Annotated in this window: 13 protein-coding genes and 2 riboswitches; of the genes, 8 read left to right on the top strand and 5 right to left on the bottom strand. The window is 29.4% G+C overall.

Annotated elements, in window-relative coordinates; genetic code table 11:
• Positions 1–30: 30 nt before the first annotated feature.
• Positions 31–135, bottom strand: a riboswitch (SAM riboswitch).
• A 627-nt stretch (positions 136–762) separates the two neighbouring features.
• Together BUA86_RS08975 and BUA86_RS08980 are read right to left on the bottom strand one after the other, a co-directional pair.
• Positions 763–1,527 (bottom strand): glycerophosphodiester phosphodiesterase family protein, encoded by a 765-nt coding sequence (locus BUA86_RS08975; RefSeq protein WP_229731828.1) that lies wholly within the window; start codon positions 1,525–1,527, stop codon positions 763–765.
• A gap of 10 nt (positions 1,528–1,537) precedes the next feature.
• Entirely contained in the window at positions 1,538–4,702 is a 3,165-nt protein-coding gene (locus BUA86_RS08980) for a TonB-dependent receptor (RefSeq protein WP_072931905.1), read from the bottom strand.
• 404 nt (positions 4,703–5,106) lie between these two features.
• Positions 5,107–5,208: riboswitch (SAM riboswitch) on the top strand.
• 136 nt (positions 5,209–5,344) lie between these two features.
• Between BUA86_RS08980 and BUA86_RS08985 the strand changes: the two genes are divergently transcribed.
• Both BUA86_RS08985 and BUA86_RS08990 read left to right on the top strand, forming a co-directional pair.
• Complete coding sequence (locus tag BUA86_RS08985; protein ID WP_072931906.1) at positions 5,345–6,526, top strand: homoserine dehydrogenase; 1,182 nt, start codon at positions 5,345–5,347, stop codon at positions 6,524–6,526.
• Between the two features lie 95 nt (positions 6,527–6,621).
• Complete coding sequence (locus BUA86_RS08990; protein ID WP_178300409.1) at positions 6,622–7,593, top strand: S41 family peptidase; 972 nt, start codon at positions 6,622–6,624, stop codon at positions 7,591–7,593.
• Here BUA86_RS08990 and BUA86_RS08995 read toward each other — a convergent pair.
• Together BUA86_RS08995 and BUA86_RS09000 are read right to left on the bottom strand one after the other, a co-directional pair.
• A complete protein-coding gene (locus BUA86_RS08995) occupies positions 7,590–8,054 on the bottom strand; it encodes a thioredoxin family protein (RefSeq protein WP_072931910.1) in 465 nt (154 codons plus the stop codon). The genes BUA86_RS08990 and BUA86_RS08995 overlap by 4 nt on opposite strands.
• Positions 8,054–10,084: a TonB-dependent receptor plug domain-containing protein gene (locus BUA86_RS09000; RefSeq protein WP_072931912.1), complete on the bottom strand. Its 2,031-nt coding sequence runs from the start codon at positions 10,082–10,084 to the stop codon at positions 8,054–8,056. The genes BUA86_RS08995 and BUA86_RS09000 overlap by 1 nt, the downstream gene beginning before the upstream one ends.
• A gap of 101 nt (positions 10,085–10,185) precedes the next feature.
• Between BUA86_RS09000 and BUA86_RS09005 the strand changes: the two genes are divergently transcribed.
• Positions 10,186–10,842 carry a metal-dependent transcriptional regulator gene (locus tag BUA86_RS09005; RefSeq protein ID WP_072931914.1) on the top strand — a complete coding sequence of 219 codons (657 nt, stop codon included), beginning with the start codon at positions 10,186–10,188 and terminating at the stop codon, positions 10,840–10,842.
• A gap of 706 nt (positions 10,843–11,548) precedes the next feature.
• On the opposite strand, the gene BUA86_RS09010 is transcribed toward BUA86_RS09005, so the two are convergent.
• Positions 11,549–13,705, bottom strand: coding sequence for a S46 family peptidase (locus BUA86_RS09010; RefSeq protein ID WP_072931916.1), 2,157 nt, complete (start codon positions 13,703–13,705; stop codon positions 11,549–11,551).
• Between the two features lie 181 nt (positions 13,706–13,886).
• Here BUA86_RS09010 and BUA86_RS09015 point away from each other — a divergent pair, with 181 nt between their 5' ends.
• The 5 genes from BUA86_RS09015 (at position 13,887) to BUA86_RS09035 (ending at position 22,910) form a co-directional block, all read left to right on the top strand.
• Positions 13,887–14,738, top strand: coding sequence for a hypothetical protein (locus BUA86_RS09015; protein ID WP_143147282.1), 852 nt, complete (start codon positions 13,887–13,889; stop codon positions 14,736–14,738).
• A gap of 113 nt (positions 14,739–14,851) precedes the next feature.
• On the top strand, positions 14,852–15,565 hold the full coding sequence (lipB, locus tag BUA86_RS09020) for a lipoyl(octanoyl) transferase LipB (protein WP_072931920.1): 714 nt from the start codon (positions 14,852–14,854) through the stop codon (positions 15,563–15,565).
• A 57-nt stretch (positions 15,566–15,622) separates the two neighbouring features.
• A complete protein-coding gene (locus BUA86_RS09025; protein WP_143147283.1) occupies positions 15,623–18,343 on the top strand; it encodes a ligand-binding sensor domain-containing protein in 2,721 nt (906 codons plus the stop codon).
• Between the two features lie 175 nt (positions 18,344–18,518).
• Complete coding sequence (locus BUA86_RS09030) at positions 18,519–21,455, top strand: SusC/RagA family TonB-linked outer membrane protein (RefSeq protein WP_072931924.1); 2,937 nt, start codon at positions 18,519–18,521, stop codon at positions 21,453–21,455.
• 18 nt (positions 21,456–21,473) lie between these two features.
• Positions 21,474–22,910, top strand: coding sequence for a RagB/SusD family nutrient uptake outer membrane protein (locus BUA86_RS09035; RefSeq protein WP_072931926.1), 1,437 nt, complete (start codon positions 21,474–21,476; stop codon positions 22,908–22,910).

The following is a 22,910-nucleotide window of genomic DNA, read 5'->3' on the forward strand; positions in this document are numbered from 1 at the left end:
ACCGAATAGCGAATCTTTGAATAAAGTATTTCCTTATCTTTCTCTATAAAACTAGAGTAGGATGTAGCACCCAACTATGTTTTGGGTTGCCAAGATTTCAGCGGTCCTATTCCCTCCATCTTTTCGCTATAAGGTTCCCACAAAATTATTCAAAGTATTGATAATAAAAAAGTAAAGAATTTAAAAAATAATTTGATTTAAAATAAATTAGTTAATGAAGTTAGTTTTGTTGATGATGAGTTTTTTAATTCTTATTTTTTAGAAATAAATTCTATTTATGTTGATTTATTTAGAAAAAATATTTTTAATAATGTTAAATAGCTATTTTAGATAAAAAAATATTTGGTAAAGGTTAGTTGCTAGAGATGAGATTTGAGTAGTAAGAAATTAGAAGTTGGAAACTCGAAATTTGGATTCTATTTTATTAGATTTTATTATTTAAATCTCATTTCTAATATCAAGAAACCTTGCATGATGTGATACTGAAACAAGTTCAACAGGACAAACCACTGCGAAATATTGATTAAAGTAGGTTTAAAATTATATAGAGTAAAATCTAACTTCTAATTTCCAATATCTAATTTCAGTATGACAAACTAGATTTTAAACTTGGCGTTCTCTGCGTAATCTTTGTATTCTTTGTGGTTGAGTAGGTTTAAGAAGGTGAAGTAAAAACCTAACTTCTAATTTCCAACCTCTATTTTCCAATAACAAAAAAAAGTATCCAACTTAGTTGAATACCCTTTTTCTATTTGTAGATATTTATTTAATCAATTTCTGTAAAACCTCTGGTTTATCAGTTGTGATATAATCAATTTTTTGATCAAGTAAATACTGCATATCATCTTCTTTATTTACAGTCCAAGAATTAACAATTAATCCTAATTTCTGTGCATCTTTAATCCAAGTTGGATTCTTTTTGTATAAAGAATAATGATAATCAATTCCTGTGAAATTAAGTTTTTTAGCTTCCTCTGGGCTTAAATCTCCATTTAAGTAAGATACATGACTTTTAGGATTGTGTTTTTTTAATTGTTCACAAATGTTTTTACTAAAAGAAATATATTCTACTTGATTTTCTACACCTAATTTTTTAACTAATTCTAATGAAGCTAAAACTGCACGATCCTCATTTTCTTTTGTTTTATGAGGTTTTATCTCATAAATCATTTTCAATTTTGGATACTTTTTTCCTTCAAGTAAGTATTGTTCTACTGTTGGAATTTTTTCTCCATTTTTGATTGTAAGATTTTTGATTTTATCGTACGTGTTTGTTTCAATATCAACTCCTTGTATATCTGCATCATGATTAACAACTAAAACACCATCTGTTGTAATAGAAACATCAAATTCGCTTCCGAATGCGTTAATCTTGTTAGACATTTGTAAAGATTGAATCGAGTTTTGTGCGTTGTTTGGAGTATCCCAATATCCGCGGTGTCCGATAACTTTTGTTTGTGCATTAATCATAACTGTAGGAATAAATAATCCTGCAAATAAAAGTTTTTTTACTGTATTTTTCATCATTTTAATTTTTTTAGAAAGCGTATCTCAATCCAATTTGAACTTGGTATGGATTACCAGAATAACTTGATACTCCTGTATTTGTATTAACATTATAAACAAATTCTTGTTTTTCTGCATCAAAACTTCTAACAGAATAAATATTTTGTTTACCTAAGTTTTTAGCACGTCCCCATTCTTTGTTCATTAAGTTCGCAACATTAAAAATATCAGCAGAAATTTCTAAGCTATGTTTGTCTACGATTTTTATTTTTTTAGATAAACGTAAATCTACATACCCATAGAAACCATTCACACCTCCGTTTCTTTCTGCAATTTTCCCGAAACTATTTCTTATATATTTTTTAGTACTCTTGTCTACATCAGGATTATCTAAGATAGTTTGAATTCCTTCTCTGATATAATCAGGCGTACTTGCGCTATTGATGTCATAAATATAAGCTAAATCATTAGAATTAACGAAATCTCCATTCACATTTCCTGCAACACCTAAAGAATATCTTGTACCTCCAATGGCAGAGAATCTAAGACCAGCATTAATCCCAAAGAATGTAGGAGTTGTTCCATAAATAACTACTTTGTGACGAAAATGATTATCTGAATACGTCATTCTACTTAAATTTCTTGGATCGTCATTTACCATTAAAGATAAAGTTGCAGAGTTAGCTACGTTACCAGTATATGTTGTATTATCTTTTGTATCGTTCCAAGTATAAGAAACAGAAATTTGTCCTTCTTTGTAGTAATTCCAAGTTCCATCAACAACAAATGCATATTGATTTACTTTACCATCACTTACCATTTCTAAAACACGTCCAATTTTATCAGATTTTCTACCTAACATCCAATCTGTAGCACCATTAGTCGTATTAATTGAGTTTGCAGGTACAAAAACACCACGATCTCCTTCTGCAGCAATTCTAAAGAATGGATCATCTACCATGTTTCTATCTACATACATGTAGTTATTTCTTCCTAAAGACATGTAAGCGTGTGCACCAACCTTAAAGCGATTGCTAAAGAAGTGTGTATAAGATGCATTTGCTTTGTATACAACAGGAACTTTTGCATCTGCAGAGTTCATATTGATAGTTGCTATTTTAGGAATATTTGGATTGTTGAATAATTCTGCACCTGGAGCAGTTCTAGGATCTTCTCTATATCCGATAAAATCTGGTCTTGGAACTAAATTTCCTTGTACGTCGATAGAAGCAACTTTTGTTCCGTCAAATACCATGTTATTAATCATAGCATAGTTGTTAATATCAGAACCAAAAATACCAGCACCTACACGAATAATGTCTTTCTTATCTTGGTTAACATCCCATGTAAATTGGAAACGAGGTTGAACTTGGAACGTTTTTAAAACATTATCAGTTCTTAAACCTAATTCGTCAAAAACTAACTGATTGAAATTTCCTTTGTCAAAGTAATGTGTATAATCTAAACGTAAACCAGCTGTTAACTCTAAACCAGGAGCAAGATTAGTTTGTAATTGTCCATAAACACCAGTAGCTAAGATATTTTGTTTTACGCGATTATCATCGTTTAAATAAACTTCTCTTGCATAACGGTATGGCGTTAAATTATCAAAGTTATCCATTCCTGTAAAGTAGTAACGACCATTTATTTCACTTCCATAAAGTGAATTCATGTTTGTGTACATTAAATCACCACCAAAAGTGTAATTTACTTTTTCTGTATTCCAGTATAAGTTATCTGTAATTTGGAAAACGTGGTTGTAAAAATTCTCTGGAGAATAACGTTGTCCACCAATTTGTATGTTTGTAAAAACATCTCTTCCTCCAACAGAAGATTGTACCCTTTCTACAATTCCACGAGGAATATTAGATTGTGGTAATTGCTTACTTGGAGTTGATTGTTCTGATGTATATAAATGCTGAACTTTTAATTCGTTTGTTATTTTAGAGCTTATTTTTGTACGTAAACTAGCTAAAAAACTATTGTCTACAGATTTTACATCTCCATAAACTTCATATAAATTAATCGTTGTATTATCTCCTAACCCTAAATTATTTCTATCGTTAACATAGTTATTACGAATAGTTAATAAATTATTGCTGTTAATTTGCCAATCTAAACGTAAGAATAAAGCATCTGTTCCTCTTTTTTTATCAAACTGACCAAATTGAGGTGAAGATGCAACACCATATTTATTTCTTGCAATATCAACAAAACGATCTAATGTAGATTGTGTTAAATTGTATCTTGCTTCATCCTCAGCATTTCTTATATCTGCAATAATTAATGGTGATGAATGAGCTTGGTGATCCCATGCAAAGAAATAATGTAATTTATCTTTAATAATTGGTCCACCTAAAGTTAAACCATATTGATAAGTTGAGAATTTAGAATCTCTTTTATTTGCATTAATGTCATAAGGACTAGATAACCAGTCTGTACGACCAAACATAAAGGCACTACCCGAAAATGTGTTGGTACCAGATTTTGTTACGGTATTAATTGTACCACCACCACTACGTCCAAATGTTACATCGTAAGCATTTGTTACAACAGCAAATTCACGAACAGACTCCATTGAAATAGAGTAAGGACCTCCATTACGGTTAGTAGCTCCACCAGAAGTAGGGTTTTTTGCAGTCATACCATCAATAGTAAAGTTGGTAGAAGATGCTAACTGTCCAGATAAAGTTTCTCCTGAGCTTAATGGAGATAAATCTATTAAAGATGTAAAATTACGTCCGTTAACGGGTAATCTTTCAATATCTTTTGCAGTAACAGAAGTTGAAGAACCAATGTTCTTAATTGTTTTCTTTAAGGAATTTCCTGTAATTTCTACAGCGTCAATTTCTATAACATCAGAAGAATTAAAATCAAAATCAACCTTAAGGTCATCACCAAGGTTCAATTGGTAACCATTTTGTATTTGTTCTCCTAGTTCATTCGATTTTGCTGTAACAGTATAAGGACCGCCAAGAGGTAACTGTTTAAAATAGAATTCTCCTTTTTCATTTGTAGTTGTAGAAATTGTAAAACCTGTCGATTCATTTTTTACTTCAACTGTAACAGAAGGTATTCCTTGTCCGTTTTCGTCATTAATTTTTCCTGAGATAGAACTCTGTGTTCCTTGGCCATAAACACAAATTGTTGATGCTGTTAGCGCGGCGAGTGTTGTGATCTGTCGAATCATTTTAATAGAATTATTGTTTTTGTATTTTTTTGATTTACAAACATAATTTCGACTTGTTAATTAAACGTTAAGGGGTTTTAATGCTTTGGTTATGATACTGTAAAAAAAAATAAAAAAAGATTAAATAACCCGCTTTATGACTTATGTTCTTTCATTTTTTATAAAATTTTATTATATAAATAGTAAGTTAAGTACTTAATAATTAGATAATAAAATATTTCTTTTAATGAAAAATGAAAAAAATTAGAATTAAATTCTATAATAATTTAAAATAAAGAAAAATATAATTATTTTATGCTTTAATTTTAGATTATTTAGAAAAATGTATTGTTTTAGGTAAAAAATAATTTTGGAAATTTGAATTAGTTTACTTTAAATTTGTACCAACGAAATAGTTTATTAAATTTTACAATTTATCAAGAAAAGTGGAGGGAAATGGCCCGTTGAAGCTTTAGCAACCTGATTATATTATCAAGGTGCTAATTCCAGCCTCGTAAGAGGAGAGATAATAAAAACTGAATACCAAAAACGATCATTTAATATTTAATTGAGAATTGGTTGAATTGTTTTTATTGACAATTTAACCAATTTTTTTTGTCTCTTCTTTAGCTTGATAAAATGTAACCCAGAAAAATAAGAAGTCATTTTATGAAAAAATTGAATATCGGTTTATTCGGATTTGGAGTTGTAGGAGAAGGAATTTACAAAGTTTTAGAAGAAAAGCCTCAACTTAATGCTGTTATAAAAAAAATCGTAATAAAAGATCCAAATAAACCGCGAAATGCACCACAAGATTTATTCTCTTCAAATCCAGATGATATTTTAGAAGACGACGATATTAATGTTGTGGTAGAATTAATTTCTGATGCAGATGCAGCTTATACAATTATTAAAAAATCATTTGGTAAACAAAAACATGTTGTTAGTGCGAATAAGAAATTGATAGCAGATCATCACCAAGAGTTATTAGAATTACAACATGCAAATAATGTTTCATTTCTATATGAAGCATCAGTATGTGGTTCAGTTCCAATTATTAGAAACTTAGAGGAATATTTTGATAATGATTTACTGAATTATGTTTCTGGAATTGTAAATGGGACAACCAATTACATTTTAACTAAAATGGCAAATGAAAATCAGTCTTACCAAGATGCTTTAAGTTCTGCGCAAGAAAGTGGTTTTGCTGAAGCAGATCCTACAGCAGATGTGGAAGGGTTTGATGCAGCAAGTAAAATTTCTATTGTAACCTTACACGCATTTGGTAAGAAAATAAAAGCAGAAGAAGTTATTAGAAAAGGAATAACATCTTTACAGGTTGAAGATTTTAAATATGCGCAAGAAAAAGGAGCAACAATAAAATTAATTGCTAAATCACAGATAGATATAAAAACAGGAGAAATAACATCTACTGTTTTACCAACATTTGTATCGTTACACAAGACAATAGCGCTAGTTAATAACGAGTATAATGGTGTTTTGATCGGAAGCTCATTGGCAGATGAACAATTTTTATATGGAAAAGGAGCAGGGAGATTTCCTACAGCGTCTGCTGTATTAAGTGATATTTCTGCTTTAAAATATGATTATAAATATGCGATAAGAAAATATGAAAATACTCAAAGTGGTGTTTTTAATCAATCGGGAAAAATACGTGTCTATATAGGTTTTAAACAGGCAGATGATACTGTTTTTAAAATTTTAGATGAGGTAGAAGAGCGATACCAAAGTAAAGATTATAATCATATTATAGGAATAATAGATATAGAAAAGCTAAAAAATAAAGATATTATTGAAAATGACAATCTTTCAATAATTGCTTTTGAGTAATTTTTTGTGGTGAAATCGCAACTATAATTTAGTTGCGATTTTTTTATTATTAAGAATTTTATTTAAATTTATTTCATCGCAATTTTAAAATGTATTTGAAAAATATTATAATAATTTTCCTATCTGTATTATTTTACAGCTGTAATTCTAAATTTGAAAGTGATCTAAAAATAGAAAAGAGAGATGATTCCTTTGATGAGTTATTTTCTATACTAAAAGAAAATTTCATAGATAAGGATTCTATAGACTGGTTGAAATTTGAAGAAGCTGTTTTATTGAAAAATAAAATTTCTAAAGATTCTGCAATAATTGAAGCTTTAACTTTGTTGGGAAATAGGCATACATCTTATATAAAAGCTAATGGTGTTCATTTGAGAGGGAAATTTAATAAATCGATAAATAAAGTTGAAGAAAATTGCTTTAATCTTACCAATAACAATTTATTTAAAAGCTTAAAAAACATTTCATACATCAAAATTGATAGAATAGATAACAAATCTCAAATGTCTGAAAGAGAGTATATTTTTCAGAATTTAAGTTTAATTTCAAGTAAAATAAATTCAGATTATTGGATTATTGATTTGAGAGGTAATACTGGAGGAGCTATATGGCCAATGTTAATTTCATTGCTGCCTTTTTATCAAGATGGAATAATTGGACATAATGTTTTTAAAAAAAATAATTTTAGTACAGCGTGGGTAAAGAAGGAAGGTTCTATTTTTCTGGGAGATCAGAATCAATCAGAACATTATTTAAATGATAAAATATATTTTACTGTTAATCCTAAAAAAGTTTTTGTTTTAATTGATCAAAAGACCATGAGTTCAGCTGAAGCTGTAGTAATATCATTAAAATCATTATCTAATGTAGAATTTATTGGAAGTAGAACTGGAGGTTATACAACTAATAATGTTGATGTTAGTTTGAAAAATTTAGATAAATTGCGTTTGACTGTAAATTACATGGCAGATAATCAAAAAAAAGTTTATAAAAGAGGAATTATGCCTAATCAAAAATTATGTAATGAAAGTGATATTTTGAATTATATTGAGGATCAAATCAATTAATTATAATTAATTGATTTGACTTGTGTGAAAATTTTATTTAAATTTTTTACACTTAATAAGCCAGAATGTTTTCCTATTATTTTTAAATCTTTATCTAAAAAAATCCAGAGAGGATAACTGTCATTTTCGTTATCCTCTGCAAAATTCCTTACAAAACTGTGTGTTTTAACTTTGTTATTGATGATGATAGGAGAATATTTTTCGTTTAAAAATATAATTTCATCTCTTGATTCAGCATTTAATTTTATAAAATAGAAATTATGATTGAGGCTATTTTTAATGTCATTATTATTCTCAATTTCTCTTTCTTGAATTTTACAGTACGCACACCAATCGGTATAAAAATATAGAATTGTAATTTTTTTATCTTTTAAATAGTCATGATTATAGTGTTCTAATGAGATTTGACCAAAAGAAAAGATAGAAAGGACTGTGAATATTGAGAATAATAATTTTTTCATTATTTAATTGTATATCTTAAACCAATAAAACCTCGTATGCCTTGTAATGGAGCATAATTATATGCTGTATCAAATGTATAACCATAAGGATTATTTACGGGATCATTCACGTTTTTATCAAATGGATCGAATGGGCGCATTAATGGATTTTTTGGAATAAAATTAAATATGTTTTTTAAACCTCCATAGACTTCAAACTGTTTAAATGTTTTTGTTAATTGAATATTTGTAAGCATATAAAATGGTGAATATTCTGGTCGATAATCATTAGGTTGTATAGGTAAACGCATTGCTCCATACCAATTTCCCGTTAAATCAACCGTCCATTTCTTAGGAAAATTATAACTTATAGTATAATTACCAGACCATTTTGGTGCGTGCAATTGTTGTATTTTTTCGGATTGATTTTCTTCATTTGTTTCTGTTCGGTAAACATCCATATAAGAAACACCAAGATTAATTTTTAATGGAAAACGAAAAGTAATATCAGAATTAACCGAAATTCCACGCGAAACAGCATGTCCATCTAAATTATCATAAATAATTAAATTTTGATCACTCTCAAAATCTCCAATAATTTTGTTTGTAAAATATGAATAGAAAGCTGTCGCATCAATGTTTAGATTTCCAAAACCAAGGGTTTTATTGTAAACATAATTTAAATTACCGTTATATGATTTTTCAGGATTAAGGTTATTTTTAATGACAACTTCTCTTGATCCTGTTAAAGCTGCATGATCTTCTGTAAATAAATTTACAACACGAAATCCTGTACCAAAACTTGCTCTAAATGTATGCGTTTTGTTTGGAGAAAACTTATAAGCGAATCGAGGTGAATGTATGTCTTTATGGTGTTTGTCATAATCTAATCTATAACCTAATAAAAGTTTATGTTGGTTATTAAATGTAATTTCATCTTGAATAAAAATTCCTGGTAATGGAGTTTTCATAGGATTGTTTTTTCCATCGCTTGTAGCTGTTCCAGGTGTATTATCGTCATAATAAGTATAACGAAATGTTGCTCCGGTCAAGAGACTATGGCTTTTGATTTCTTTGTCCCAATAAAGCTGACCAAAAGCAACATGTTGTTTTGCTTGGTATGAATTTTCTCCGTAAAATGAATTTTGTTGATGGAAATTATAAGAGAACTGTGTAAATATTTTTTCTTTTATTGGTAATTGATACATTCCAATTACTTCTGCACGGTTAGTAAAAATACTTTCGCCATATACATCTCCGCTTCCTCTATCTTTTCTTTTATCGTATTGCATTTCTCCGCCCCATCTGTCTTCGTAAACATAACGTGCAGCAAGAGAAGCAATTTTATTTTCTGGGCGTTTAAAAGTCCATTTATTAAAAATGGAAATTCTATCTTGTAAAGTTACATCAGTAAAATTGTCGTTATTTTTATCTTGTTTGTTGTCGAACAGAAAATAATTTACGCCGAAAAGTGTGCTTGTATTATCACTAATTTTTGCTTTGTAGGATAAATCAATATTATTTTCTAACCAAGTGGTTGTGTAAATATCGGCACTAAATTTATTCGCTTTTTCAGTATCTTTTGTAATGATATTTATAATTCCTCCCATTGCTTCAGTTCCATAAAGTGATGAAGCAGGGCCTTTAACAACCTCTATTTTTTCAATTAAACTATTCGGGATTCCATTTAAACCATAAACGGTAGAAAGAGAAGAAACAATTGGCATTCCATCTATTAAAATCATTGTATATGGTCCTTCCATTCCATTAATGTGAATATCACCTGTATTACAAACATTACAATTTAATTGTGGTTGAATACCATTTATCATTCCAATAGATTCAAAAATAGAAGGATTCGGATTGGTCTTAAAATATTTTGAAGAATAGACTTCTATTGGAACTGGAGAATCTTTTCTAGAAACGGGTTTCATAGTTCCTGTTAATACAACTTCATCTAATTCACTTTTTATAGAATCGTTTTTTGTTTCAGTTTCCTGAGCTTGCAAAATAGAACAAGCAAATAGTAGTGGGATTAATATTTTATTCATAAGAGATTTATTATTGAAATATAAAAGTTAGACAAATCTAACAAAAATATTTATTTAATTAAAAATTTAATTTTAATAACTGTTTCAATTATCTTTACAAAATGAATTCATTGGTTGAAGAAAACTATCTTAAAGCGCTATTTCACCTTTCTAAAAATGGGGGAGGAGAAGTGAATGTAAAGGACTTAAGTAAGCATTTAGAAATAAAAATGCCAACAGTAAATAGTATGATGAAAAAATTAGCTGAGAAAGATTTGGTTATTTACGAGTCATATAAACCTTTGCGTTTATCGGAAAAAGGTATTTTAAAGGCATCTCTTATTGTAAGAAAACATCGTTTAACAGAAATGTTTTTAGTGCAAGAAATGGGATTTGGATGGGAGCAAGTACATGAAATTGCAGAACAAATTGAGCATATACAAAGTCCATTGTTTTTTGACAAAATGGATGAATTATTAAATTACCCTAAATTTGATCCACATGGTTCTCCAATTCCAGATAAAAATGGAAAATTTGATACAACAAATTATCAAAAACTAGCAGAATTTAAGAAAGATGATGAGGTAGAGATTTGTGCTGTGACTGGTTCATCAGATGAGTTTTTAAAATATTTAAATTCTAAAAATATCCAATTGAATGATAAAATTGTTATTCTTGATTTAGAAGAGTTTGATGGAACAATGACCGTAAAGTTTCTTAAAAATGATAAAATAGAAACTTTTAGTAATCATGTTACACAGAGATTGCTTGGGAAGTAAGTTATGAGTTGAGAGAACAATTTTTTTTAATCCGTCATTTCGAATGAAATTCGTTTAGAATTTTGTATTGAGAAATAAGTAAGGATTAATTGATTTTCTTGTCTAAGTTCTCGATACAATTTTTTTTCATTTCATTTCAAAAAATCACTCGAACTGACAGAAAATTTGTATTTCATATTATTTTTAATCCGTCATTTCGAGTGAAATTCGTTTAGAATTTTGTATCGAGAAATAAGTAAGGATTAATTGATTTTCTTGTCTAAGTTCTCGATACAATTTTTCTTCATTTCATTTCAAAAAATCACTCGAACTGACAGAAAATTTGTATTTCATATTTTTTTTAATCCGTCATTTCGAGTGAAATTCGTTTAGAATTTTGTATTGAGAAATAAGTAAGGATTAATTGATTTTCTTGTCTAAGTTCTCGATACAATTTTTTTTCATTTCATTTCAAAAAAATTACTCGAACTGACAGAAAATTTGTATTTCATATTATTTTTAATCCGTCATTTCGAGTGAAATTCGTTTAGAATTTTGTATCGAGAAATAAGTAAGGATTAATTGATTTTCTTGTCTAAGTTCTCGATACAATTTTTTTTTTCATTTCATTTCAAAAAATCACTCGAACTGACAGAAAATATATCTATAAATAAAAAAAAGCAGTTTCAAATTTTTGAAACTGCTTTTTAAGTATTGTGTTAGTCAATTATTTTTTATTGTTGTCAATAATTGTCATTTCATCAATTAATCGTTGTGCGTTAGCATATTTATCTACAACCCATAAAATGTAACGAGCGTCAACCATAATGTTACGACAAATTTCTGGATCATAATTTAAATCTGACATTGTTCCTTCCCAAACGCGGTCAAAATTTAATCCAATTAAATTTCCTTTCGCATCTAAAGCCGGAGAACCAGAATTACCACCAGTAGTATGATTTGTTGCAATAAAGTTTACAGGAAGTTTCCCGTCTTTATCAGCATATTTACCATAATCTTTGTTTTCGTATAAATGAATCATGTGTTTAGGTAAATCATATTCATAATCACCAGGAACATATTTTTCTAAAATACCTTCGATGTGTGTAATAGGCTCATAATAAACAGCATCACGAGGTTGGTAACCATCTACTTTACCATAAGTTACACGTAATGTTGAATTAGCATCTGGAAAGATTTTTTTGTCTGTAAAAACATCCATTTGACCTTTCATATAAGAACGCATTAATTTGCTTATTTTCTCTTGATTAGCTAAATAAGTAGGACTAACTTTTGTTTGGTTAGCATCTAAAACTAAACGAATTTGAGCAATTAAAGCATCGTTTTGTAAAGTTTTTACAAACTCAGCATCATTTTCTGCTAACTCTTTTATATTTCCTAAAACAGATTGTCCATTTAACTTTTTAGTTCCGTTAATTACCGAATTATTAAGTGCAGTTTTAATATTTTCTGCTGTTGTATTTGGTAATAAATTTTTAGGAACAACTTTAAAATAATTATCTGTAAGATCAGAAGAAATTGTTTTATCTAAGTCGGCATTATAATCCTTGTGCATTCCAGCAACAGTGTTTAATGCTTTTGCTTTTACTTGTGCATAATCTTTTTGTCCAACAGCATTTAATACAGTATTTAACGCTAATGCCATTCTAAATGTTTCAGAATTAGAATAGAAAGATTCTGTATACATTGTATACGCTAAAGCATAATCTTCATTCGCTTTATTTAAATCATTTAATTCTGAAATTGTATTTGCGTATTGTGCTTTTAATTTTGAGTTTTTAGCAATTCTGTTTAAGAATTCTTGCTCATAAGCCTGACGTTTTTCTACAGCTTTAGAACGATTAAGTCCTAAAACTTCTCCAATCCATTTTTTGTGAGAATTAGAAATACGAGCCTGTTTAGAAGCATAAGCAATTCGTGTAGCATTATCTTCTCTCATTTTTTTATCAATATGAGATAAGGCAATTGTACGAACATTAATACGTGCAGGATCTATAACATCTTTTATTTGTTGAATAGAAGAAGCTGGTAAATATTCGTCTGTTGTTCCTGGGAAACCATATACAAACGTGAAATCATCTTCGCTAATTCCGCTTATATTAATTGGTAAAAAATGTTTTGGTTTATACGGTACATTTTCTGGTGAATAGTCTGCTGGTTTATTATTTTTATCAGCATAAATACGGAACATAGAGAAATCTCCAGTGTGACGAGGCCAAACCCAGTTATCTGTATCATTACCATATTTACCAATTGCAGAAGGTGGCGCACCAACTAAACGAACATCTTTATATGTTTCTGTTGTAAACTGGTAATATTTATTTCCTTTGTAAAAAGGTTTTATAAAAACTGCTTTAAAAGTATCTGTTTTACTTTTAGCATTGTAGCTTTCTATATTTTTTTTGATGATTTTGTTACGTTCTTCTTCAGAAGTATTATCCTTAATTCCTTTTAAAATATCAGAAGTAACATCTTTTATATCTGTAATAAAAGTTGCAGTTAAACCATCATTAGGTAATTCGTCTTTTAATTCTTTTGCCCAAAAACCATCTGTTAAATAATCGTGTTCTAAAGAAGAATGTGCTTGTATTTCTCCATATCCACAGTGGTGATTTGTTAATAATAATCCATTTGGAGAAATAACTTCCGAAGTACATCCTCCTCCAAAATGAGCAACAGCATTGTTAATACTTTTATCGCCAGTACTAAAAATATCATTTGCAGATATTTTTAATCCCATTTCTTTCATCTCCTTTTCATTCAACTCTGTCGGAATCCACATTCCTCCGCCTTGTTGTGCAAATACACTAAAACTTGCCAACAAAGTCATCAAAACAGATCCTTTAACAATCAGTTTTTTCATTCTTTATTAAAATTTATATCGATTTCTTAAAAATCAAAGATAATAGATTATGACTTGACTGTCATCTTTTTATTTTAATTTAAATACTTAGTAAATGATTATTATAGATGATGAAAGACATTTTTATGTTTTATATTAATAATGTAATTTAGCAAATTAAATGAACCTTAATTACTTACAGATGATAAAAAGAATTTTTACTTTTTTAATACTTATTTTATTTACTAACTCTTGTTCTGTTACCGAAGAGGTCTTGATTTCCGAGACTGGAGCAATAGATTATGTTGAAATAATTGATATTCCACAGATGGGAGCACTTTTAAATAAAGCCGATCTTGATGAAAAAATACAAATTAATCAGATTTCTAATGCTGAATATTCTTACTTAGATTTTATGCAATTGTTGGAAGAAATGGGTAGTAAGAAAAACAAAGGAAAATTTGAAAAATATAAGTTGTATAAAACTGAATTATCAAAGATTGATTTTTTCAAATTTCGATTAGATATGCGCGATAAATTTACTGTGGAAATTATTAATAGATCAAAATCTGTAGATGAATTTAATGCACAATCTAAATTAGTCGATAATACCTTTAAAGAAATTAAGTTAAGGGAAGATGAAAGAATTGAAGCTAATAAAAATACAGCGCTTACTAAAAGGAAGAAAAAAAAGAAGAATGCTGTAGAAGAAAAGAATCCCTTTTCGGATAATCCATTTTCAATGTCAACAGGTTTTGATTATTCTTTTGATGGGAAAAATTTTACTAAAAAAATTGATGTTGAAAGATACTTAAACAATTTTCATTCAGATGATTCTTCGGAAGAAGAAGAAGGAGAAAAACTGATGCTTTTAGGTATGATGAAGAAGATAAAGTATAAATACAAATATACTTTTCCTAGAAAAATAAAGTCATTAAGTCTTAAAGATGCCATGTTTACAGCAGATGGTAAATCTTTTATTATGGAGTATTCTTTAAGTGATATTATAGATAATCCAGAACTAGCAAATTTTGAAGTTGAATTAGAAGATTAAAACTGTACTTCTATTTTATTATTTATCTCTATGAGGCTATAAATTCTTTGCAAGAAACTTTTATGCTAATCATTAAATCATTTTGTAAATTTGTTATCTGAAATTTTTTCAAAATGAAACAAGTTGTCGAGTTCCAAGATTTAGGAATTAATAAAGATTATCAAGAAGCATGGGATTTTCAAGAAAGTCTTTTAGCGGAAAATATAGCGACAAAACAATATAATAGAGCGCAAGAAAAAGAAGGAAGTTCTGATTTTAAATCGACTAAGAATCACTTATTATTTGTAGAACATCCACATATTTATACATTAGGAAAAAGCGGACATTTAGAGAATATGTTGGCTTCTAGTGATAAATTATCGGAGATAAACGCAACTTTTGTAAAAACAAATAGAGGAGGGGATATTACCTATCACGGACCAGGACAATTGGTTGGTTATCCTATTTTAGATTTAGATAATTTTAAACCAGACATTCATTTATATATGAGAAATCTGGAAGAAGTAATTATAAAAACTATTGCAGAGTACGGATTAAAAGGAGAACGTTCTAAAGGAGAAACTGGTGTTTGGTTAGATGTAGGAAAGCCTTATGCACGAAAAATTTGTGCGATGGGTGTAAAAGCTTCTCGATGGATTACGATGCATGGCTTTGCTTTAAATGTTAATCCAGATTTACGCTATTTTGAATATATTGTTCCTTGTGGAATTCAAGATAAAGCTGTTGCTTCTTTAGAAAGAGAACTTGGTTACAAGGTTGATATGCAAGAAATAAAAAACATGACGCAAAAACATTTTGCAGAAGTTTTTGATGTAGATTTTAAATAATTATAATTAAAAAATATACGTTAATTTTAGAGACTGTTTTTAAAGCAGTCTTTTTTTATGATGAAATATTGCCAATACATACTTTTAATACTTTCAATTTTTACAAAAGCTCAATCGTTTGCGCCAATAATAACAAATTATTCTAAAACAGAATATATGGGCGAATCTCCAATTTGGGATATCGCGGAAAATAGCAAAACGGGGACAGTTTTTTTTGCGAATAATCGTAATATACTTAAATACGATGGTAATTTCTGGGAAAAAATTGTAACTAATAATCTTTCTATTACTCGTTCTGTTGCAAGTATCAATAATGTAGTATATACTGGTTCTCTTAAAAATTTTGGTTATTGGAAATGGGTAGATGGGAAGAGGAAATATATTTCTATATCAGATAAGTTTAATAGTTTTAAAGGATTAGAGCAAGAAGAAATTTGGAAAATATTTTATCATAAAAAGAAAATTTACTTTCAATCGTTTAATTATTTATTTGCTTTTGATGGGAATCAAGTAAAACGCTATAAACTTCCTGCATTATCTTCTTATGTATATTTAGTTGATGGTAAGTTACTTGTAGCAACCATTTCTAAAGGTGTTTACGAATTTTTAGAAGGTAATTTTATTAAAAAATTTAATGTTTTAAATGATAAACCAGTTGTTATTCATGGAATAGAACATTATAAGAATGATTTTTTAGTAGGAACTTTAACAGAAGGAATTTTTGTAATTAATAATAAAAATGAAGTTCGACAATTTGATGAAAAATTTAATCAAGTCTTAAAGAATACATTAATACTTAAAATGCTTATTCTTGAAGATAAATTAATTGTAGGAACATCAAATAATGGAATTTACATTTATAATCTGCAAAATAAAACGTATCGAAATTACAATCAAAATCAAGGTTTGATTAGTAATACCATTCAAACCATAAAATTAGATCATAAAGGAAATGCATGGTTGGGAACGGATAAAGGGATTTCTAAAATCGAATTAAAAAACGAAACTGAATTATTGTATGATTACAATGGGAATTTAGGAAATGTTTTTGGTTTCGATTTTTCGAATGATAAATTTTACATTGGTACAAATCACGGTTTTTATTCTTATTCATCTCAACAAAACATTACAAAAGAGCTTATAGAAAAAGGATTAATCTGGAATGTATCCAATATAGACAATCAATTATTTGTTTCTGACGGATGGGGGACTTATTTATATAGAAACTCTTTAGATAAAATTTCTTCTAATAACGGAGGATATAAACTTATAAAACAAGATGCTACTTACTATCAATCTACGTTTACTGGAGTTTATAAGTTTGATAAATCTACCATTAATAATCCTCAAAAAATAGGTCACCTTTCAGTTCCAATTCTAGATTTTGTATATCTAAACAACGAAATTTTAGGAATTGGTAAAAATGGAGGGTTGTATTTATTTAATATAAAAGATAACACCAGTAAAGAGATTTTATACAAAAATCAATCTTTAATAAATCCTCAAATCATAAGAGAAGATAATAAAGTTTATATTTTGATTGATGCTCAAAATTTAGTGGAATTTGATGTTAATTCGGAAGAGTTTACAACGAATAAACTAAATTCTAAACTTAAGAATATATATAGAATTAGAGAAATAGACTATAATACTTTTCTTATAGAGGCAGATAATATTCTATATTATTCTAAAATTGAAAACAACACTTTAATTTATTACTTAATTCCAAAGAAATTATACGACGGAAAACTTGTTGACGATAATTTAGTTGTAAAAAAGAAAGAAGATTTTTTATACATTAATTTAGAAAATGGAGTACTGAAATATGATTTAAAATCGATTAGAAGAGATTTACCAAAAGTTAAAATATCTGCAAAAATTAATCAGAATGTTTTAACAAATAATTCAAGCATCGAATACTCTAATAATTATATAGATTTCTTTATATCTATATTAAGTGACGATTTTACAAACTATCAATTATTTTATCAATTAAATGATTCTAAGTTATTGCCTTTAATATCACCAATTCTTAATTATAAGCAATTAGAGAGTGGGCAATATAAACTTTCGGTTTTCTCGCTTAAAAATGGAAATTTCGAACAACTAAATTCTTTTGATTTTACCATAAAAAAAATCTGGTATTTATCTAATGGTATGATTTTGGTTTACATCTTTATAATTGCTGCAATTGTTTTTATCTTTTACAGATATAATAAATTAAAAATAAAACAACGTTTTCGTATGAAGCAGAAAGAGTTTCAGTACGAGTTGAATTTATTAGAAATCAGCCATCAGCAAGAATTAAAAGAGGTTAATTATAAAAAGGAGAGACAACTTTTAGAAAGTTCTTTACAGTCTAAATCGACAGAATTAGCTGCGCAAGCATTAAAATTAGTTAACCAAAGAGCCATTATAACAGAGGTTAATGAATTATTTTCACAGTTGGAGGTAACTGATGAAAATAAGAAGCTGAAAAGAAAATTCGAGAAAACGTTTTCGGAATATAATTATAATAGAAACGAATGGCAGAATTTCGAAATGAATATTCAAGAAATTCATCAAGATTTCATTCAAAGACTAACGCTTAAGTTTCCAAGTTTAACAGCTAAAGATATAAAGCTATGCGTTTTCCTTAGGATGAATCTTTCTACAAAAGAAATAGCTCCATTAATGCATCTTAATTATCGTTCGATAGAACTACAACGTTATAGGTTACGCAAAAAAATGCAAATTTCTTCGGAGGTAAACCTTAATAAATGGATGATTAATTTTTAAAAATCAGAATATTTTATACATCATAACTACATCAAAGTGTTAAAACTAAATATTTAACAATAAGAATATCAGTTTTATACGTTTTATTATTTCAGAAATGTATTTTGTACACTATTCATCATGTTAATCAAGTGTTAAATGATGCTAATTTTGACTTAACCATTATTGAAATAGAATGAAAAAATATTTTTTTCCATTATTAATTCTTGGGTCTTTATATGTAAACGCCCAAGTAACTAACGATTCTATACCAGTTGAAGAAGATCCATTTGCAAGTGATTCTATTATTCTGAATCAAGCTGTAGTAATTGGATACGGATCTGTTAAGAAATCTGATTTGACATCTGCAGTTTCTTCTGCAAATGCAAAAGATATTACACAAATTGCTAGTACAACTGCAATGCAGTCCCTACAAGGAAAATTAGCGGGTGTAAATATTATTAATACTGATACTCCTGGTGGAACGCCAACAGTATTAGTTCGTGGTATGGGAACAGCTTTAGGAGGTAAAGCTCCATTATATGTTGTCGACGGTCTTATTGTTCCAAACATTGCAAATATTAGCCCAAGTGACATCGAGAAAATTGATGTTTTAAAAGATGCAGCTTCGTCTGCAATTTATGGGGTTCGTGGAGCAAATGGAGTTGTTGTAATTACAACAAAAAGAGGTAAAACGGGTAAATTAAAAGTTAACTACGATACTTATTTTGGAGTAAGAAGTACAATGAATATGGTTGATATGGCAAATGCTGATCAATATATTACTTATTTCAACGAACAAAGAGCTGCACTAGGTGGTACTCCAATTTCTACGACGCAACGTTATAATACCAATTGGTTTGACCAAGTTTTACAAACAGGTCAGATGGTAAGTAACAATGTTGCATTATCTGGAGCTACTGAAAATGTTAACTACATGTTTAGTATTAACAATTTCGAAGAAAAAGGAATTATACAAGGAAATAATTTTAAACGTACAACTGTTCGTAATAACAATGATTATAAGTTATTAGATGGTAAGTTGAAAATTAAACAAAATGTAAGTGCTACTTTCTCTAGAGAAATTCCTAAGCCTTATGGAGTGTTAGATATGGCTTACCGCCAGTCTCCTTTAGTACCAGTTAAATACGACAATGGTCGTTGGGGAGCTCCAATTTTTAATAGAACAACAGGAGAAGCAACGTATATTACTCAACCAGGGCAATCTACAGATACATTCAATTCTCATGGAAATCCTGTATCATCGTTGTTTTATGATAATCAAAAAACAAATACAACTGTATTACAAGGTAATATAGAAGCAGAGTTAAGACTTGCAAAAGGTTTAACTGTTACTTCTCGTGCTGGTGCTACAAAATTCTGGTCTAAATACAGAGAATTTTCTCCAATAAAAGACAGATGGATTGCTGCAAACCCTAGTAGAACTGCAGGAGAATTTGAAGCTCAGAAAAGTGCAAATCAAAAATCTGTTACATGGGCTGATAATTCATTAAACTTAAATAATATTGAGACATTTAGATGGTCATGGGAAAATTTCGTTTCTTTTGATCGTAAATTTGGTAAACACTCGATTAATGCTGTAGTTGGTGTTTCTGGAGAAAAAGTTGGAATTGGACAATTTTCAGATCTTACTGTTTATGATGTACCAGTACAAGAACAATATTGGGCAGCAAACCATGCAGACTTAGCTAGATATACGCCAATAACAAAACAAAATAATTATACGCCAGTTGCTTATGCATCTTATTTTGGACGTTTACAATATAATTATGATAACAAATACTACGTTTCTGGTATCTTAAGAAGAGATGGATCAAGTCAATTCAAATTAAATAATCAATATTGGGGAACTTTCCCATCAGCTTCTGTTGCATGGAATATCTCTAATGAAGATTTCTTAAAAGATAGCAATACTATTTCTTTCTTAAAACTTAGAGGAGGTTGGGGACGCTTAGGTAATGCTGAGATTCCATTTAATTACACAACTTTTGATAGAGGACCAGGAAGTGAGAGTTATAACTATGTATTTGGACCAGGTCAAGACTTAATTTTTGGAGCATACTTAGGAGCGCCAGCAGTTAATGTTTCTTGGGAAATTGTAGAAGAATGGACGACAGGTTTAGATTTCGAATTGTTTAGAGGTAAGTTAACGGGTAATTTCGATTACTACAACAAAACAACTAAGAATGCAATTATTAATGTTAAACAAGTATTATCATCTCCTTACGAAAAAGATTTCTATGATCATGCAGCTAAAATTGAAAACAAAGGTTTTGAAATTGGTTTAAATTATAGCGATCAAACATCTGGAGGATTCCGTTACTCGATAGGAGGTAACTTCAATTACAATGTAAATAAAGTAGTTTCTGTAAAACCAGGATACGAAGGAATGACAGGAGGATCATTAGGAAATGGACAAATTGCAAAACGTCTTGAAGCTGGTCAACCACTTGGATCTTTCTGGTTATTAGAGGCTGACGGAGTATGGCAAACACAAGAAGAAATAGATAATAATCCACATTTATCTAGTGCGCGTCCAGGACATTTACGTTACAAAGATGTAAATGGAGATGGTGTGATTGATGACCGTGACAAGAAATTTATGGGATCTTATATTCCTAAGTTTAACTATGGTATCAACATCAACATGGAATATAAAAACTTCGATTTAAACATTAGTGGTTACGGTGCAGGTGGAAATAAAATTTACAACGGAATTAAAAACACGCGTTTAGGAGGAGAAAATATAACAGTTGATACTTTCAACTCAAGATGGACAGGTCCAGGAACTTCTAATACAAATCCAGGTTCTGAAAGAGATCAAGTTGCATCATCATACTATTTAGAGAAAGGAGATTACTTCCGTTTAAGTAATATTACATTAGGTTATAACTTTAGAGATAAGATTGATTTTATCAAAAATCTACGTTTCTATGTAAGTGCTCAAAATGTATTCATTATTACAAAATACTCTGGATTTACACCTGAGTTAACGTTAGACAATGTTAAAGGAAAGCGTTACGATGCTAATCCTTATGGAACAACAGGAATGGATTTCTCTGCATATCCAAACGTGAGAACATTCTTGGTAGGATTAAATGTTGAATTCTAATCTTTAAATTTAAACAAAATGAAAAAAAATACTATCAAAATAGCAGTAGTTGCAGCGTTTTCTTCTTTAGCAGTTTTCAGCTCTTGTACAGATGATTTTTTAGATGTAAAATCACAAGAAAACGTAGCAATTGATGATCAAGCAAGTGTTTCGCCGGAGCAATTTGTAAACGGAATTTATGGAGCATTTACAGATTGGGATTTTGGATTCTCTTGGTTAGGAGTAACAGAAATAATTTCTGATAATGCAGATAAAGGAAGTTCTGATACTGATAATGGAGGTGATAAAAGAGATTTAGATATGTTGTTGCACAACTCGACATCTGGTTCTATAGAAGCAATGTGGAGAAGATTTTACAAAACAATTGGTCGTGCATCATATTCTATAAAATATACAGCAGAATCTACTTCAATTACAGATGCAGATAAAGCAAGATTAACAGGAGAAGCAAAATTCTTACGTGCCTTATCTTACTTTTATTTAGTTCGTATGTTTGGTGATACGGTGATTCAAGATTTAGAAGATCCTACAACTTATTCTGTTCGTCAACCAAAAGCAGATGTATATGCTTACATTGAGGCAGATTTATTAGATGCAATCGAAAAATTACCTTTAAAAAGCGAATACCAAGCAAAAGATTTAGGTAGAGCAACAAAAGGAGCTGCACAAGCATTATTAGCAAAAGTATATTTATACGAGCAAAAATATCAACAAGCGTATGATATGGCATCTACAGTTGTTAACTCTGGTCAATATGATTTAGAGGCAGATTACGCAACAACTTGGAGAGCATCGACAGAGAATGGAAAAGAATCTCTTTTCGAAATTCAAGGTCGTGGTGATGCTGTAGCACATGGTGTACAACAATATTCAGAAACTCAAGGTGTTCGTGGTACCGGAGGTTGGGGATGGGGATTCAATGTTCCTACTCAAAACTTAGTAAATGCATTTGATGCTGAAGGTGATGTTATTCGTAAGAATGCAACAATCATTTTCCGCGGAGAAACATTATACGATGGACGTCTTATTCCAGAATCAGTTGCAAACCCAATGTACAATGAAAAAGCATATTCTAGTGCTAATTTAGGAGCAGGAGATGGTGATAAAAACGTTCGTGTAATTCGTTTTTCTGAAGTTTTATTAATTCAAGCAGAAGCAGCTAACGAAATCGGTCAAGATGCATTAACGCCTCTTAACCGTGTAAGAAACAGAGTTAGTTTAGCATCAGTAACTGGATTATCAAAAGATCAATTACGATTAAAAATTTGGAACGAAAGACGTTTAGAGTTAGCATTTGAGCATGACCGTTGGTTCGACTTAGTTCGTACAGGACAAGCAAAACAAATGATGGCTTTAGATGGTAAGAATTTCGTGACAGGTAAACATGAATTGTTCCCAATTCCAAATAATCAAATTCTTCAAACACCAGCAATGTTGCAAAATCCAAATTGGTAA

It is taken from the genome of Chishuiella changwenlii, assembly GCF_900142565.1.
GTDB classification, from domain to species: Bacteria; Bacteroidota; Bacteroidia; order Flavobacteriales; family Weeksellaceae; genus Empedobacter; species Empedobacter changwenlii.